This is a genomic window from Pseudolysinimonas kribbensis (assembly GCF_039531715.1).
Lineage (GTDB): Bacteria > Actinomycetota > Actinomycetes > Actinomycetales > Microbacteriaceae > Pseudolysinimonas > Pseudolysinimonas kribbensis.
The window spans coordinates 208,807-224,036 of sequence record NZ_BAAAQO010000002.1 but is presented as its reverse complement, the minus strand read 5'-3'; the positions used below and the strand labels follow the sequence as shown (position 1 = coordinate 224,036).

The 15,230-nt window shown below is 68.5% G+C and carries 11 protein-coding genes; 10 read left to right on the top strand and 1 reads right to left on the bottom strand.

All coding sequences use genetic code 11. The annotated features are described in order from the left end of the window. Nucleotides 1-13: 13 nt before the first annotated feature. Nucleotides 14-1,102: a mandelate racemase/muconate lactonizing enzyme family protein gene (locus tag ABD285_RS01730; protein ID WP_284253549.1), complete on the bottom strand. Its 1,089-nt coding sequence runs from the start codon at nt 1,100-1,102 to the stop codon at nt 14-16. 298 nt (nt 1,103-1,400) lie between these two features. Between ABD285_RS01730 and ABD285_RS01725 the strand changes: the two genes are divergently transcribed. From ABD285_RS01725 to ABD285_RS01680, 10 genes are all read left to right on the top strand, one after another. Continuing rightward, on the top strand, nt 1,401-3,176 hold the full coding sequence (locus ABD285_RS01725; RefSeq protein ID WP_284253548.1) for an ABC transporter permease: 1,776 nt from the start codon (nt 1,401-1,403) through the stop codon (nt 3,174-3,176). A gap of 64 nt (nt 3,177-3,240) precedes the next feature. After that, nucleotides 3,241-4,371: an ABC transporter ATP-binding protein gene (locus ABD285_RS01720; protein WP_284253547.1), complete on the top strand. Its 1,131-nt coding sequence runs from the start codon at nt 3,241-3,243 to the stop codon at nt 4,369-4,371. Nucleotides 4,372-4,407: 36 nt separating this feature from the next. Continuing rightward, nucleotides 4,408-5,760, top strand: a complete 1,353-nt coding sequence (locus ABD285_RS01715) for an MmgE/PrpD family protein (protein ID WP_344199756.1) — start codon at nt 4,408-4,410, stop codon at nt 5,758-5,760. Between the two features lie 479 nt (nt 5,761-6,239). Then, nucleotides 6,240-7,103: an ABC transporter substrate-binding protein gene (locus ABD285_RS01710; RefSeq protein ID WP_344199753.1), complete on the top strand. Its 864-nt coding sequence runs from the start codon at nt 6,240-6,242 to the stop codon at nt 7,101-7,103. Nucleotides 7,104-7,239: 136 nt separating this feature from the next. Continuing rightward, nucleotides 7,240-7,914: a hypothetical protein gene (locus tag ABD285_RS01705; protein ID WP_344199750.1), complete on the top strand. Its 675-nt coding sequence runs from the start codon at nt 7,240-7,242 to the stop codon at nt 7,912-7,914. A 31-nt stretch (nt 7,915-7,945) separates the two neighbouring features. Next, nucleotides 7,946-9,268 (top strand): NtaA/DmoA family FMN-dependent monooxygenase, encoded by a 1,323-nt coding sequence (locus tag ABD285_RS01700; protein WP_344199747.1) that lies wholly within the window; start codon nt 7,946-7,948, stop codon nt 9,266-9,268. A 33-nt stretch (nt 9,269-9,301) separates the two neighbouring features. Continuing rightward, entirely contained in the window at nt 9,302-10,624 is a 1,323-nt protein-coding gene (locus ABD285_RS01695; RefSeq protein WP_284253538.1) for an NtaA/DmoA family FMN-dependent monooxygenase, read from the top strand. Beyond that, on the top strand, nt 10,621-11,844 hold the full coding sequence (locus tag ABD285_RS01690; protein ID WP_344199742.1) for a flavin reductase: 1,224 nt from the start codon (nt 10,621-10,623) through the stop codon (nt 11,842-11,844). Before ABD285_RS01695 ends, ABD285_RS01690 begins: the two co-directional genes overlap by 4 nt. 176 nt (nt 11,845-12,020) lie before the next feature. Next, complete coding sequence (gene pta / locus ABD285_RS01685; RefSeq protein ID WP_344199739.1) at nt 12,021-14,096, top strand: phosphate acetyltransferase; 2,076 nt, start codon at nt 12,021-12,023, stop codon at nt 14,094-14,096. Continuing rightward, nucleotides 14,093-15,229 (top strand): acetate/propionate family kinase, encoded by a 1,137-nt coding sequence (locus ABD285_RS01680; protein WP_344199736.1) that lies wholly within the window; start codon nt 14,093-14,095, stop codon nt 15,227-15,229. Before pta ends, ABD285_RS01680 begins: the two co-directional genes overlap by 4 nt. The last annotated feature ends 1 nt before the right edge of the window (nt 15,230 follow it).

The following is a 15,230-nucleotide window of genomic DNA, read 5'->3' as shown; positions in this document are numbered from 1 at the left end:
AGTTTCGGTTGTCTCAGGAATCCACGCGGAAGTGTGCGAGCTTGTCCTCGTCGATCTCGACCCCGTTGCCGGCGACGGTCGGATCGACGTGCACCCGACCGGCCCGGATCACGGGTGCGCTCGTCACGATCTGGTCGCCGAGCCCGAGGAAGTAGTCCAGCTCGGCCGGCTCCCTGGCGGTCCACTCGAACGCGGCGCCGAAGGTGGCGGAGGTGATGGTGCCGATGGCCGAATCACCCTGACTGCCGATGATGGCCCTCGCGTGGAGCCCGCGCGCCAGGCCGAGGATCCGCGAGCTGGTGGTGTAGCCGGTGCGAGCGGGCTTGATGCTCAGCGCACGCGCGGAGCCGGTCGTGAGCTGCACCGCGGCCGTCTCGAGAGTCGTCGCGCTCTCATCGGCCATGATGGCGACCCCACCCGCAGCGGCGATGCGCGCCTTGCCGACGAGATCGGTGGACGGCACGGGCTCTTCGACGAGGTGGACGCCGAGCTCGGCCAAGCGGCCGAGGGATGCGACCGTCTCCTCGGCGCTCAGGCTCTGGTTGGCGTCGATGTAGAGCAGGGCGTCATCGCCCAGCTCGCGACGCAGTGCGGCGAGCAGCGCAAGGCTCGAGCTCATCCGGGTGTCGACCTTGACCTTGAACGCGTCGATGCCCGAGTCCTGTCGGGCGGCGGCGGCCTCGGCCACGACATCGGCGACCGAGCCGGTGCCGAGCATGTGCGTCACCCGGAGCGAGGTCGACGCCGCGCCGAGCAGTCGCCAGGTGGACTCGCCGACAGCCTTACCACGCAGATCGTGGAGGGCGATGTCGATCGCCCCCTTGGTGGTGTCGTTGGCGACGACCGAGCGCAGCACCTTCTGCGCGCTCTCCACCTCGAACGGGTCGAGACCCGCGAGCGCGGGCGCGAACCACGATCTCACCGCCTCGACGATGGAGGCCTGCGATTCGCCGTAGATCATCGACCGCGACACCGCCTCGGCGACACCCATCGGCCCCTCGTCCGTCTCGATCCGGATGAGGACATGCGCGGCCTCGAGGACGGTGCCGCTCGCCATATGGAACGGACGACGGTACGGAAGCACGAAGGGGACGGCCGTCACGGCGGTGATCCTCATTCAACTCCCATCAATCGGTTGATTTAGTGACACTCTAACCGCACTTGATCGGTGAGCCCACCTAAAATCTGTGTGGCACCGTATCGTAAGGCGGGCCCATCGCTCACAACAATCATGGAAATCAATCCTTTGATTTCTCGGCACGGGCGGGTTAGGCTCCCCGACGTATCGGATGTCCTCGGCGGCTCATAGCGGCGTCGCGGGAACAGAGGAGATGTGCAATGAAGCGAGAAGGGCTCCGCGTCGCCGGCATCGGCCATGCAGCTGCGTGGGTGGGACTGACGTGACGGCGCTCCCGGAGACGTTGCCCGCGGGCGCGGCACCCGGCACGCAGCCGGCGGCCGGCAGATCCGATGGCAGCCGCTTCACGCTGTTCAGCGGCATCAGCCTCGCCCTTGCGATCGTCTTCATGCTCCTCGCGATGTACCCGATCCTGTCGGTGATCGCCGGGCTCTTCTTCACGGACGGCACGTTCAACCCCGGTGCGGTATTCAGCCATGTTCTCGGTCTGCCCGGTCTCTGGCAGATGCTTCTCAACACCCTCGTGATCGTGGTGGTCAGCGGCGCGATCGCGGTCGTCTGCGGCTCGGTGCTGGCGTGGCTCGTCGTTCGCACCGACGCGAGGATCCGCTGGCTTGGAGGGATCCTCCCGCTGCTCCCGTTCGTCCTGCCCGCGCTCGTCGGCACCATGGGGTGGGCCATGCTGCTCTCGCCCAAGACGGGCCTCGTCAACATCCTGATCCGCAACATCCTCAGCCCCCTCGGCGTCCATCTCGACCAGGGCCCGCTGGACGTCTACAGCTACGGCGGCATGATCTTCGTCTACACGATCTACATGATCCCGTTCACCTTCCTCCTCGTCTCGGCCGGCCTGGAGAACTCGGATGCTCAGCTCGAGGAGCAGTCCAGGGTGAGCGGCGGCGGGGTGCTCCGCACGCTCTTCCGGGTCACCATCCCGTCCGTCCGGCCGAGTCTCGGCGCCGCGATGCTGCTGACCGTGTTCTTCGGTTTCGCCTTCTTCGCGGGCCCGGCGGTGCTCAGCACGACGTCGGGAATCGACATCCTCTCGGTGCGCATCGCCAACATCCTGAGCTTCAGCTACCCGGCCGACACGGCGGGCGCAGTCGGCCTGAGCACCTTCATGCTCGTCGCAGTCGCGATCGTCTGGTGGATCCAGACGAGGGTGCTGCGCCGGTCCAACTACGCGACGATCAACGGACGGGGCAAGGCCACCGAGATCCACCTCGGCAAGCTGAGGTGGCTGGGGCGACTGGTCATCATCCTGTACGCCTTGATCGCGGTGGTGCTGCCATTCCTCGCGCTGCTGTGGGTGTCGTTCCGCGGGTTCTGGTCGTTCGACTGGGACTTCACCACGTTGTCGCTCACGCAGTACACGACAGTGCTGTTCGGCGATGCGTTCTCGAGCACCGCCCTCATAACCAGCCTGCTGCTCGCCCTTCTCGGCGCGACTGTCGGCATGTTCGTCGCTGCGATCATCGCCCGCTTCGTGCGGAGCTCGCCCGGCCGCGTCGGTCGCGCGGTCGACATCCTGATCAAGGTCGGTGCGCCCATTCCGGCGGTCGTCCTGGGTGTCGGCGTACTGCTCGCGTTCGGCGGCGCCCCGTGGCACCTCGGCGGGACATTTGGAATCCTCCTGCTTGCCTACCTCGTGCACTTCATGCCGCAGGCGACGGTGAACGCCGACGCCGCGGCGGCTCAGGTCGGTCCGCAGCTCATGGAGGCCTCGCACATCTCGGGAGGCGGCGACGGCAGGACGTTCCTGCGGATCAGCTTGCCGCTGATGCTCCCCGACCTGATCGCCGGGTGGTCGCTGCTGTTCCTGTGGATGCTCGGCGAGCTCAACGCCTCGATCATTCTGGCCGGGACCTCCAACCCCGTGCTGGGCGAGCAGATGTACTTGCTCTACTTCCAGGGCTACTTCGGCAAGCTCGCCGCGCTGGCGATCATCGTCACCATCATCAGCGTCATCGTCCTGCTCGGTGCCAACCTCCTCGCGCGACGGCTCCGGGGTGGGCGACTCCGTCCGGGAGCCGTGTGACCATGACCGCACCGATGGAGGGTGCCCGCTGATGTCAGATCAATTGCTGGTGGAGAGGAATTCGATGGCTGCAGAGACCGCGCAGGCGGCTGACGCTCCGATGGTGAAGGTGTCGAACCTCGTCAAGCACTTCCGTCGTGCCGACGGCACGACGGTGAACGCCGTCGATGACGTCTCCATCGAGGTCATGCCGGGGCAGTTCACCGTGCTGCTGGGCCCGAGCGGGTGCGGGAAGACCACCCTGCTGCGCTGCGTGGCCGGCCTGGAGCACCCCGTCGGTGGACGAGTGGAGATCCGTGGTCGCACCGTGTTCGATGCGGCGACGAAGGTGAACCTCGCTCCCGAGAAGCGCGGACTGAACATGATCTTCCAGTCCTATGCGCTCTGGCCGCACATGACGGTGGCGGCGAACATCGCCTACCCGCTCGTCTGCAAGAAGGTGAAGAAGAGCGAGCACGCCGGACGCGTGGCGCGTGCGCTGGAGATGGTGGGCATCCCCGAGCTCGGCAAGCAGTACCCCAGCCAGCTGAGCGGTGGCCAGCAGCAGCGCGTGGCGCTCGCCAGGGCACTCGTCTCCAACAGCGACCTCGTTCTCTTCGACGAGCCACTGTCCAACGTCGACGCCAAGGTGCGAGAGCAGCTCCGCTTCGAGCTGCTCTCGATGCAGCGCGAGCTCGGATTCGCCGCCCTCTACGTCACCCACGATCAGTCGGAGGCGATGGAGCTCGCGCATTCGATCGCCGTGTTGGAGAAGGGCAAGGTCGCCCAGTCCGGCGGCCCCCAGGAGATCTACCGGAAGCCGTCGTCGCGCTACGTCGGCGGCTTCGTCGGGACGCTCAACGAGATCGATGGCACGGTGAGGCGGATCGACCCCGACGGAACGGCGGTCGTCGACACCGAGGTGGGCGAACTCTCGGCCGGTTCCGTCGCCGATGGGGTGAAGCAGGGCGATCTCGTCGTCGTCTCCTGCCGCCCGGAACGCGTCGAGCTCAACCTGGTGGAGCCGAACGACATCGCGAACCGCTGGCAGGTCACGGTCACGGCGAGCGTCTTCAGCGGCTCTCGCACCGAGCATGTCGTGACCTTCGCGGACCGCGACTTTCGCCTCTGGCGATCGGACTCGGTGCTCTTCGAGACCGGGACCGCGGCGTGGGTCGGAGTCGCGACCGAGGACCTCCGGGTCCTTCCGTTCTGATCCGCAACATACTCGTTGATTCGACAGGAGAACACAATGGCGCTCGCCGACACCATGGCCGCTTTCGTCGCCGACCTCAGCCTCGACACCATTCCCAGCAGCATCCTCGACAGTGCTCGTGATCGCGTGCTCGACGCCGTCAGCACGGCGGTCGGCGGCCACGACATGCCGGTCACAAAGGCGATCCTGGCAACGGTGGCGGCGGGCGGCGACGCCGGCGGCAGCACCGTGCTGCCGACCGGAGGCACCGCGGCGCCGCGTGACGCCGCGCTCGTGAACGGCACGGCCGTCCACTCTCTGCTCTTCGAGGACTACAACGCCCCGAGCGGCGACCATCCCGGCGCGGCCGTCGTGCCCGCGGCTCTCGCGGCCGCGGAGTCCGGGACTGCGCTGCGCGGTCGTCCGGGCACGGTCGGCGACCTCCTCGTCGCGGTCGTGGCCGGCTACGAGATCCAGGTCCGGCTCGGATTCATGTCGGGCAAGCGCATCTGGCTCCGCGGGTTCCGCACGACCCCGGTCGTGGGCGCCGTGGCCGCGAGCGCCGCGTCGGCCAGCGCCTTCGGCCTGTCCGCGCAGCGCACCGCTGTCGCGCTCTCGATGGGTGCGAATCTCTCGTCGGGCTTCCTCGAGGGCTTCGGCCACGGGACCATGGAGCCCTACATCCACGGCGGCATCGCCGCGCAGAACGGCCTGCTCGCCGGGTGGATGGGCTACGGCGGCGTGGAGGCGGCATCGCCGACGTTCGAGGGCGGTTCCGGCTGGTTCTCGGTCTTCGGCGACGGGGACCTCGCTCGGGAGACGTTCCCCGACGACTGGGCGCTGCCCACGGTGATCGCCAAGACGTATCCCGCGGCGGGGGGCAAGACCAACATGATGGAGAGCGCTGCGGCGGTCTTCGAGCAGGGCGTCGACCCGTCGCAGATCGACCACGTGCTGGTGCGCGAGCCGGCGGAGGTGCATGCGTTCCCGGGCGGCGACAACACGGGCCCGTTCGAGAACATGTACGAGGCACAGGACAGCACGCAGTTCCTGGTGGCCGCCGGCCTACTGGGGCGTCCGCTCACGTCGCTGGCGACGATGCGGAACTTCAACGACCCCGAGGTTCTCGAGCTCGCCCAACGGATCTCCTCGGTCGGTGAGGAGGGGCGCTATGCCACCGGCACCGCGGTCGCGACGATCGAGGTGACCCTGCGCGATGGGTCGACGATCGTGAGTGAGCGGGACAATCCAGCCGCGCACGCGCCATCGATCGCGACGATGTCCGCCAAGGTGCGCGAACTCGCCGACAGGACATGGTCGGCTGAGCGGATCGAGAAGGTCATCGGCTTGATCGTGGGCGACCCGCAGACCCCGATCACCGAGCTCAGCTCGGCCCTGCAGGGCGTGTAGGCCCGGCGCGGCACTGTCGCCGACTGCCGCTCATAATTCAATCGTTTGATTCTTCTCAACCGAAGAGCAAGCTACGGACGTGGAGGGACAGAGAACCTGGCCCACCCCGCTTCGAGGAAGGCCAATGGAAAGAACCTTGCGAACAACGCGACGCTCAAGTCAATCCATTGACATACCAAGGGCGAAGATCATACGCTCGAACCCGAGCCCGCAGTGTCTTATTGCCCACCGGAGTGCAGCAACACACCTAAGGAGAGATTCACATGACCCATCATTTGCATTGGGCAATCGCATTGCCGGTGATCGCCGTGATCGCCCTGGCAGGCTGTTCCGCGCCCGGCGGAACCACGCCGTCCAGCTCGTCAGGGTCGAAGGCGACCGGCGATCAGGGCGACATCACGGCCCTCGAGGCGGCGGCGAAGAAGGAGGGGAGCGTGGTCTGGTACACCGAGGAGCCCCCGGCTCTCGATGATCAGACCGTGGCGGCCTTCAAGGCGAAATTCGGGATCAACGTGCAGTACGTCGCCCTCAACAGTGGCCCCCTGACGCAGCGATATGAGGCCGAAGCACAGTCGGGCAGCCCTGCCGCAGACGTCGTCACGATGTCCGCAGACACGGAATTCATGAACAAGATGGTGTCCAAGAACTATGCGATGAACTTGAGCTCGGCGAAGCTGCCGGTCTTCAAGCTGAATACCTACCCGAAGGCGTACAAGCAGGCGACCCCCGACGGCAAGGGCTTCGTCTCCGCCACCATGGGCATCGGCGCGTTCGAGATCATCTACGACACGAAGACGATCTCCGGGTCGATGATCCCGAAGACGTTCAAGGACCTCACGAAGTCGAAGTACAAGGGACTGCTCACACTGCCGGATCCGACGGCTTCGGCGACGATCATGTCGTTCTTCGTCAACCAGGCCAAGCAGTACGGCGACTCCGTGCTGACAGGAATCGCTGCCAACAAGCCGCAGTACTTCAACACGATCTCCGCCGCCGGCCAGGCCATGGTCGCCGGACAAGGGGGGATCACCGTCCCGGCACTGCCGGCCGTGATGGCCGCTCTCAAGAGCTCGGGAGCGCCGGTGGACGGTGTCCTGCCTCCGATCACATCGGGTCCGGCGTTCAACGTCATGCTGACCGCCACCAAGAAGTCGCCGCACCCGAACGCGGGCAAGCTGTTCGCGAACTGGCTGCTCAGCAAATCCGGTCAGGACTCCTCGCAGGGCTCGATCGGCATTTCGGTCTACAGCCCGTCGATCCCGAAGGGCTACACCCCGGCGTGGACACCTACGGCGGCGGAAAGTGCGAAGGTCCTGAAGTTGCTGGGCCGCTCGGCCGGCTGATCTGTGCAGAGGCGGCGGGTTCGGCTCCTGGGAAGGGGTCGGGTCCGCTGCCCTCTTCGCCACGAACATCGACACGCCACCGAAGAGAAAGGCGCCGACATCAATGTCCCACCACACCGCTCAGCCAGGGTTCGTGATGATCGCCATCGACCCGGGGGATGACCTCGCTGCTCTGCGCCAGTGGTGCGCGACCGTCAGGACCCCGGCGGTGCTCGCCGTCCCAGGGGTATCGAGCGCGACCGAATGGGAGGTCGTGGTGTCGTTCAGGAACCGGGAGGGCGGCGGCAAGATCGCAGGCCCTCCGTACCCCGGCTACATCGTCCGTTACGAGCTCGAGGACATCGCCGTCGCGCACACCGATGCATTCCTCGATGCCGTCGGCCGCGGCTTCGGGCTGGAGATCGAGGTCAACGGCGCCCCCGTTGTCTTCGACCAGTTCATGCGGGTCACGGCGGTTCAGATCAGGGATCACGTGAACCCGGAGGCCGCCACCACCCCGGTCGGCGGGATGCTCGTGGTCTCCCACAGCCCTGAGCGGGAGTACATCGATCTCTACAACGACTGGATGGACGAGGAGCACGTTGACGAGCTCATGTCGTGCCCCGGCTACCTCCGCACCCGGCGTTTCAAGGCCGTGGACGGCATCCCGAACTTCTTCGCGATGTACGAGATCGACAGCCCCGATGCGCTGAACAGCCCGCGCATGCTGTCTTTCTCCACGCGCCGCGACGACCAGAAGCCTCCGCTGCATCAGAAGATCGCCAAGCACATGGTCGAGTCAATCTGCGACGTCTACCAGTTGCTCGCCTGATCGCAGACACCGAGAGAAAGGGCTGCACCCCGTGAACGACGCATCTCGCCGAATGGCGCTCACGCTCTACAACGCCCCGAGCGGCATCAGCATCGGGTCGTGGCGGCGCGACGACAGCACCTCCGATCGGGTCCTCACGCTCCGGCTGTTCGCGGACATCGCCATCCAGTGCGAGCGAGCCGGCATCGATGCCTTCTTCCTCGCCGACAACGTCTCAACCGGACCCGACGACTTCCGCCAGGCGCTCAACTACCCTCTCGAGCCCATGACGGTGCTCGGCGCACTGTCCGCGGTGACGAGCAAGATCGGGCTGATCGCGACCGGGTCGACCTCGTACATCGAGCCGTACAACCTCGCACGGTTCATGGCGTCGATCGATCATCTGAGCAATGGGCGCGCCGGGTGGAACATCGTGACCTCGGTGTCGGGAGCTCACAACTTCTCCGCGCCGAACCTCGACCACGACGAGAGGTACCGGCAGGCGCACGAGTACATGGACGTCGTCACCCAGCTCTGGGACAGTTGGCAGGACGACGCGATCGTCGACGACAAGGCGGCGGGGATGTGGGCGGACCCCGCCAGGATCCACCGGATCGATTTCGAGGGCGAGTACTACAAGGTCGCCGGACCTCAGAACATCCCCCGGTCGCCCCAGGGCTGGCCCGTGTTCGCGCAGGCCGGGTCCTCGCCGGCGGGGCTCGGCCTCGCCGTGAAGTGGGCCGACATCATCTTCACGCCACAGCCGACGCTCGACGGCGCGCAGCGGTTCTACGCCGACGTCCGCGAGAGGGCTGCCGCAGCCGGACGCGATCCGGACTCCGTGCGAGTGCTCCCGGGTTTCGTGCCGATCATCGGCGAGACCCAGCGCGAGGCGGAGCAGCTCGCGAGCGACCTTCTCGATCTGATCGACTACGACGCCGGACGGGCCGACCTCCAGCGGTTCCTCTCGCCGGTCGACATCAGCGACCTCGAATTGGACGAGCCGATCCCGACCGAACGCCTGCTGCCGCCGGACCAGGTGCAGACGGGGCGGACGAAGTACGCACAGTACTACGAGCCGGCGGCAGCTGGTGCGCCGCTGCGCGAGCTCATCCGCATCAAGTCGAGTCTCAATGACCACGCACACGTGACGGGCACCGTGGAGCAGGCCGCCGACCTCATGGAGGCCTACTTCACGCAAGGGGGTAGCGACGGATTCATGCTGATCCCGCCCTACATGCCGGGCGGGCTCGATGCGATCACCGAGCGGCTGGTCCCAGAGCTGAAGGACCGTGGTCTGTTCGACACGGAGTACATCGGCACGACCTTCCGTGAGCATCTCGGACTGGCGCGCCCCCGCGGCCGAGCGAGCTGAACGTACGCCACGAAGGAAGGAAGGAGCACCCGGATGGCCGTGCGCCCCCGCCAGATGAACCTCGCCCTCTACAACGCCTCGGGCGGCCTCAGTGTCGGATCGTGGAGGCGAGCCGGCTCGACGTCGGAGCGGCTGCTCGGACTGCCGTTGCTGGCGGAGATCGCCCAGCAGTGCGAACGCGCCTGCATGGACGCGCTCTTCCTGGCCGACAACGTGTCGACGGGGCCGTCGGACTTCCGACAGGCCCTCAACTACCCGCAGGAGCCTATGACGGCCCTCGGGGCCCTCTCGGCGCTGACCGACCGGATCGGTCTGATCGCGACCGGATCGACGACCTTCACCCAGCCCTACAACCTCGCCAGGTACATGGCCTCCATCGACCATCTCAGCGGGGGAAGGGCGGGCTGGAACATCGTGACCTCCTTCCTCGGCGCGGACAACTTCTCGGCAGCGGCGATCGATCACGACGAGCGGTACCGGATGGCCGACGAGTACATGGCGGTCGTCACGCAGCTATGGGACAGCTGGCAGGACGACGCGATCGTCGACGACAAGTCGACGGGCATGTGGGCGGATCCCGCCCGGATCCACCCCATCGATTTCGCTGGTGAGTACTTCACGGTGCGCGGACCCCTCAACGTTCCGCGGCCGCCGCAGGGCTGGCCGGTCTTCGCGCAGGCCGGCTCCTCGGCTGCGGGACTCGCGTTCGCCTCGAAGTGGGCCGACCTCATCTTCACGCCCCAGCCCGCGCTCGAGGGCGCGCAGCGGTTCTACTCGGATGTGAAGAAGCGCGCCGTCGACGCCGGCCGCGACCCCGACGCCGTGCGTATCCTGCCCGCTCTCGTCGTGATCATCGGTGACACCGAGACAGAAGCGAAGCGAATCGCGGAGGAGCTGCTCGACCTCATCGACTTCGAGGCGGGGCGGGCCGACGTGCAGCGCTTCATCACGCCCGTCGACATCAGCGACCTCGACCTCGACGAGCCGATCCCGGCCGAGCGCCTGCTGCCGCCGGAGCAGGTGCAGGCGGCGCAGACCCGGTATCGGCAGATCTACGACCGCGCCATCACCGGGGCGACCGTGCGCGAGCTCATCCGCTTCAAAGCCGGGGTCTCCGACGCGCTCCGGCTCGTCGGAACCGCCGAGCAGGTCGCCGACGTCATGGAGTCCTTCTTCACGCACGGCGCGGCCGACGGGTTCATGTTCCAGCCGTCTTACATGCCGGGAGGCCTCGACGGAATCACCGACCGGCTGATCCCCGTGCTCCGGGAGCGCGGGCTGTTCCGCACCGAGTACACGGGCACGACGCTGCGCGAGAATCTCGGGCTGGAGCGCCCGGGTGCTGGGGCCTCATGATCACGGAGCAGCGCTCGGAGATGTCGGTCGGCACGGGCGGCAACGAGACGGCTCCGGTCGATCCCGGCTCGTACTACCGGCAGGTGATCGGCCACTACCCGACCGGGGTCTCCATCATCACCGCCGACGTCGATGGGGACCTCCTGGGGATGGTGGTCGGCTCCTTCAGCTCGGTCTCGGTCGATCCCCCGCTCGTCTCGTTCTTCGGGGACGACCGCTCGCAGACCTTCGCCACGCTGAGTCGCTCCGCGTCGTTCTGCGTCAACGTGCTGAGCCGCACCCAGGAGCCCTTGGTCCGCCAATTCGTGAAGAGCGGCGCGGATAGGTTCGCCGATGTCGAGTGGCGCCGGGCGGCGTCCGGGTCGCCGATCCTCGACGGTGTCGTCGCATGGATCGACTGCGACATCGAGTCGATCTCGCGCATCGGAGATCACCAGATGGTCGTCGGCCGTGTGCGCGAGCTCGGGACCGACGATCCCGCGCCGCCGCTCATCTTCCACCGCCGGGGCTACGGCGAGTTCAACCCCCGGGCTCTCTACTCGTGGCCGGACCGCGATCTGCTCGACGCGCTCAAGCTCGTCGACCTCTCGCACGACGTCATCACCGACCTCACGGCCGAACTCGGGCTGGAGTGCACCGTCACGGCGGCGATCGGCGACGCCTCGGTGGTGCTCGCCAGGGTCGCCCCCCAGTCGACGGAACTGGTCGGTTCGCCGGTCGGGTACCGCATCCCGCTCGTCCCGCCCATCGGGCCGGCCCTGATGGCGTGGGCCACGGAGTCCGAGCTCGCTGCGTGGTTTGCGCGTTCCCCGGCGCCGCTGACCGACGAGGTCCGCCAGGGCTACCTCGCGATGCTCGGCCGCCTGCGGGAGGACGGCTGGACGTGGTTCACCAAGGACACCGACTTCATGCGGATTCAGGATCTGCTCGACAGCGCGGCGAACGAGGCGATGCCCGGCGAGGAGGTGCTGCGGGGCGCGCAAGGGATCGTGGGCGACCCGGAGTTCAACTTCATGCCCATCCCGCTCCAGCCGGGCGGCCGGTATGAGGTGTACAGCGTCGTCGCGCCCGTGGTGCTCCCGGGCCGTGACACCGTCATCGGGATGAACGTGCTCGGCGGCGGGGCGGAGTTCACGGCTGAGGAGATCGCCCACATCGGCGAACGGCTCCGTGCGGCGGCCGACGCGGCTGCTCGGCGCGGGACCACGAGCCACACGTAGCCGGGCCCCCCGATCGTGCCGCGCAGGCTGGCCGGATCGCAGGCGACGGCGCGAGGACAAGGGCGACAACACGACCGTGCACACCGTGACCAGAAGCAGCCGGCCGGTCGGTGCGCTCGGGTCCCCCTCGAACGGCTCCCCGACGACCGCCGCACCGGAGCGCGTAGCGTGATGACATGGCCACACGCGTCATGGTCACCTCGGCCGAAGGCGGCTCGGGCAAGTCGACGATCGCCGCCGGTCTGCTGGAGGCGTTGACGGGGACGGTCGGCTCGGTCGGCGTGTTCCGGCCGATCGGGCGCGGCGGCGTCGACTACGTGCTCGACATGCTGCGCTCCCATGCCGGCGCCTCGGAGGGCGACGGCGTCGGCGTCGACTATGCGGCCGTTCACGCCGACCGGGATGCGGCGCTCGCGCGCATCCTGGAGCGCTGCGCGGAGGCGGAGCGCGGTCACGATGCCGTGCTCATCGTCGGGTCCGATTACACCGACGTCGGCACGCCGACCGAGTTCGCGATGAACGCCCGGGTGGCCGCGACCCTCGCGGCCTCGGTCGTGCTCGTGCTGAACGCGCGGAACCCGGATGGCTCGCCGCGCACGGCCGACCAGATCGCGGAGATCGGCCTCACCGCGATGGCGGAGCTGCGGGCCGAGCACGCCCACCTCGTGGCACTCGTGGTCAACCGGGTCGATCCGGGCGAGCTGGATGCCGTCACCCGCGCGGTGCGGGAACGCTGCGGGATGCCCGCGTGGGGCGTTCCCGACGATGCCGCGCTCACGGCGCCGCTGCTCGGGTCCGTCCTCGCGGCGACCGATGCGGAGCTCGTCCGGGGACAGCAGGAGCTGCTGGACCGTCCGGTGTCGGGCACGGTCATCGCCGCCATGACCCTGGAGAACGTGCTGCCGCGCCTGCAGGAGGGCGCCGTCGTCATCGTCCCCGGGGATCGCGTCGACGTGCTGATCGGCAGCGTCATCGCCCATGCCTCGGCGACCTTCCCCACGGTCGCGGGCGTCATCCTGAACGGCGGGTTCGAACTCTCCGAGCCCGTCATGCGCCTGCTCGACGGGATGGGCACGTCGCTCCCGATCGCGCGTACCCGGCTGGGAACCTTCGACACCGCGATCCGCGCGACCCGGGCGCACAGCCGGCTGGCCGCGGACTCGCCCGCCCGGCACGCGAGAGCGGTCGGCCTCGTCGAGCGGCACGTCGACCTGCCGGAGCTGATCCGGCTCCTGCGCATCGAGGTCGACCCGACGATGACCCCGCTGCGGTTCGAGCAGACGCTCGTGGAGCGCGCCCGCGCGCACCGACGCCGGATCGTGCTGCCCGAGGCCGACGACGACCGGATCCTGCGCGCCGCCGCGATCGTGCTCCAACGCGGGATCGCCGACATCACGCTGCTCGGCGACGAGGTGCGCGTGCGCTCCCGCGCCGCCGAGCTCGGGCTGGACATCGACGCCGCGTCGGTCGTATCGCCCCGCGACCCCGAACTGGTGGCCCGGTTCGCGGCGGAGTACCGCAGCCGTCGGGCGCACAAGGGGGTCTCCCTGGAGCGGGCGGCGGAGCTCGTGACCGACGTCGCCTATTTCGGCACGATGATGGTGCTGCTCGGCCTGGCGGACGGCATGGTGTCCGGTGCGACGCACACCACCGCGCACACCATCCGGCCGGCCTTCGAGGTGGTGAAGACGCGGCCGGGGGTCTCGGCCGTGTCGAGCGTCTTCCTGATGGCGCTCGCCGACCGGGTGCTCGTGTACGGCGACTGCGCGGTGATCCCGGAGCCGACCGTCGAGCAGCTGGCCGACATCGCCATCTCGTCCTCGGCGACGGCGCGGCTGTTCGGGATCGAGCCGCGGGTCGCGATGCTCAGCTACTCGACGGGCGAGTCCGGCACGGGGACCGAGGTCGATCGGGTGCGGGCCGCGACGGCGCTGGTGCGGCAGAGGGCTCCGGAGTTGCCGGTGGCGGGGCCGATCCAGTACGACGCCGCCGCCGACCCCGAGGTCGGGAAGGCCAAGCTGCCCGGTTCGGATGTCGCGGGCCGCGCGACGGTGTTCGTCTTCCCCGATCTGGATGCCGGCAACACCACGTACAAGGCCGTCCAGCGCAGTGCCGGTGCGGTCGCCATCGGGCCGATCCTGCAGGGCCTGGCGAAGCCGATCAACGACCTCTCGCGCGGGGCGCTGGTGCGCGACATCGTCAACACGATCGCCATCACCGCGATCCAGGCGCAGGGCGACGAGCCGGCATGACCTCACCGGAGGTCTTCGTCCTCAACACCGGGTCGTCCTCGGTCAAGTACCGGCTGCTGAACGCCGACTCCGGCCAGACGCGTGCGCAGGGCCTGGTGGAGCGCATCGGCCCCTCCGGGACGGACGCGCCGGATCACGCCCATGCCGTCGACGGCATACTCGCCGAACTGGGGGGCCCCCGGATCGACGCCGTCGGTCACCGCGTCGTGCACGGCGGCGATCGGTTCCGCGCGGCGACCATCATCGACGACGCGGTGGAGCAGGCGATCGAGGAGCTGTCGCCGCTGGCTCCGCTGCACAACCCCGCGGCGCTCGCCGGCATCCGGGCGGCGCGGCGCGCGTTGCCGGACGTGCCGCACGTCGCGGTCTTCGACACGGCCTTCCACCACACGCTCCCGCCCGCGGCGTTCACCTATGCGATCGATGCGGAGCTCGCGGCGGCGCACCACATCCGTCGCTACGGGTTCCACGGCACCTCGTACCGGATCGTCGGCGAGCGTGCGGCGCAGCTGCTCGAGCGCCCGCTCGCCGACCTGCGGATGGTCGTGCTGCATCTGGGGAACGGCGCCTCGGTCGCGGCCGTCTCCGGCGGGCGCTCCGTCGACACGTCCATGGGCCTGACCCCGCTCGAGGGGCTCGTGATGGGCACCCGGTCCGGCGACATCGATCCGGCCGTGCTCATCTACCTCGCCCGGAACGCGGGCATGACGACCGACGAGCTCGACGACCTCCTGAACCGCCGAAGCGGCCTCCTCGGGCTGGCCGGCCGAGCGGACATGCGGGAGCTGGTCGACGCCGCGGAGAGCGGCGACCCCGCCGCCCGCCTGGCTCTGGACGTCTACCTGCACCGCATCCGGCACTACATCGGCGCCTACGCCGCCGAGATGGGCGGGCTGGACGCGGTGGTGTTCACCGCCGGCGTCGGGGAGAACAGCGCGGTCGTGCGCGCCGGTTCCGTCGCGGGGCTGGAGTTCCTGGGCATCCGCCTGGACGCGGCTGCGAACCAGTCCCCGTCGCGCGCACCCCGCAGCGTCGCCGCGGCGGGCTCCCGCGTCGAGGTGCTGGTGGTTCCGACGGACGAGGAGCGTCAGATCGCCCGGGAGACGGTCGCCGCCATCCTGGTGGGCGCCTGAC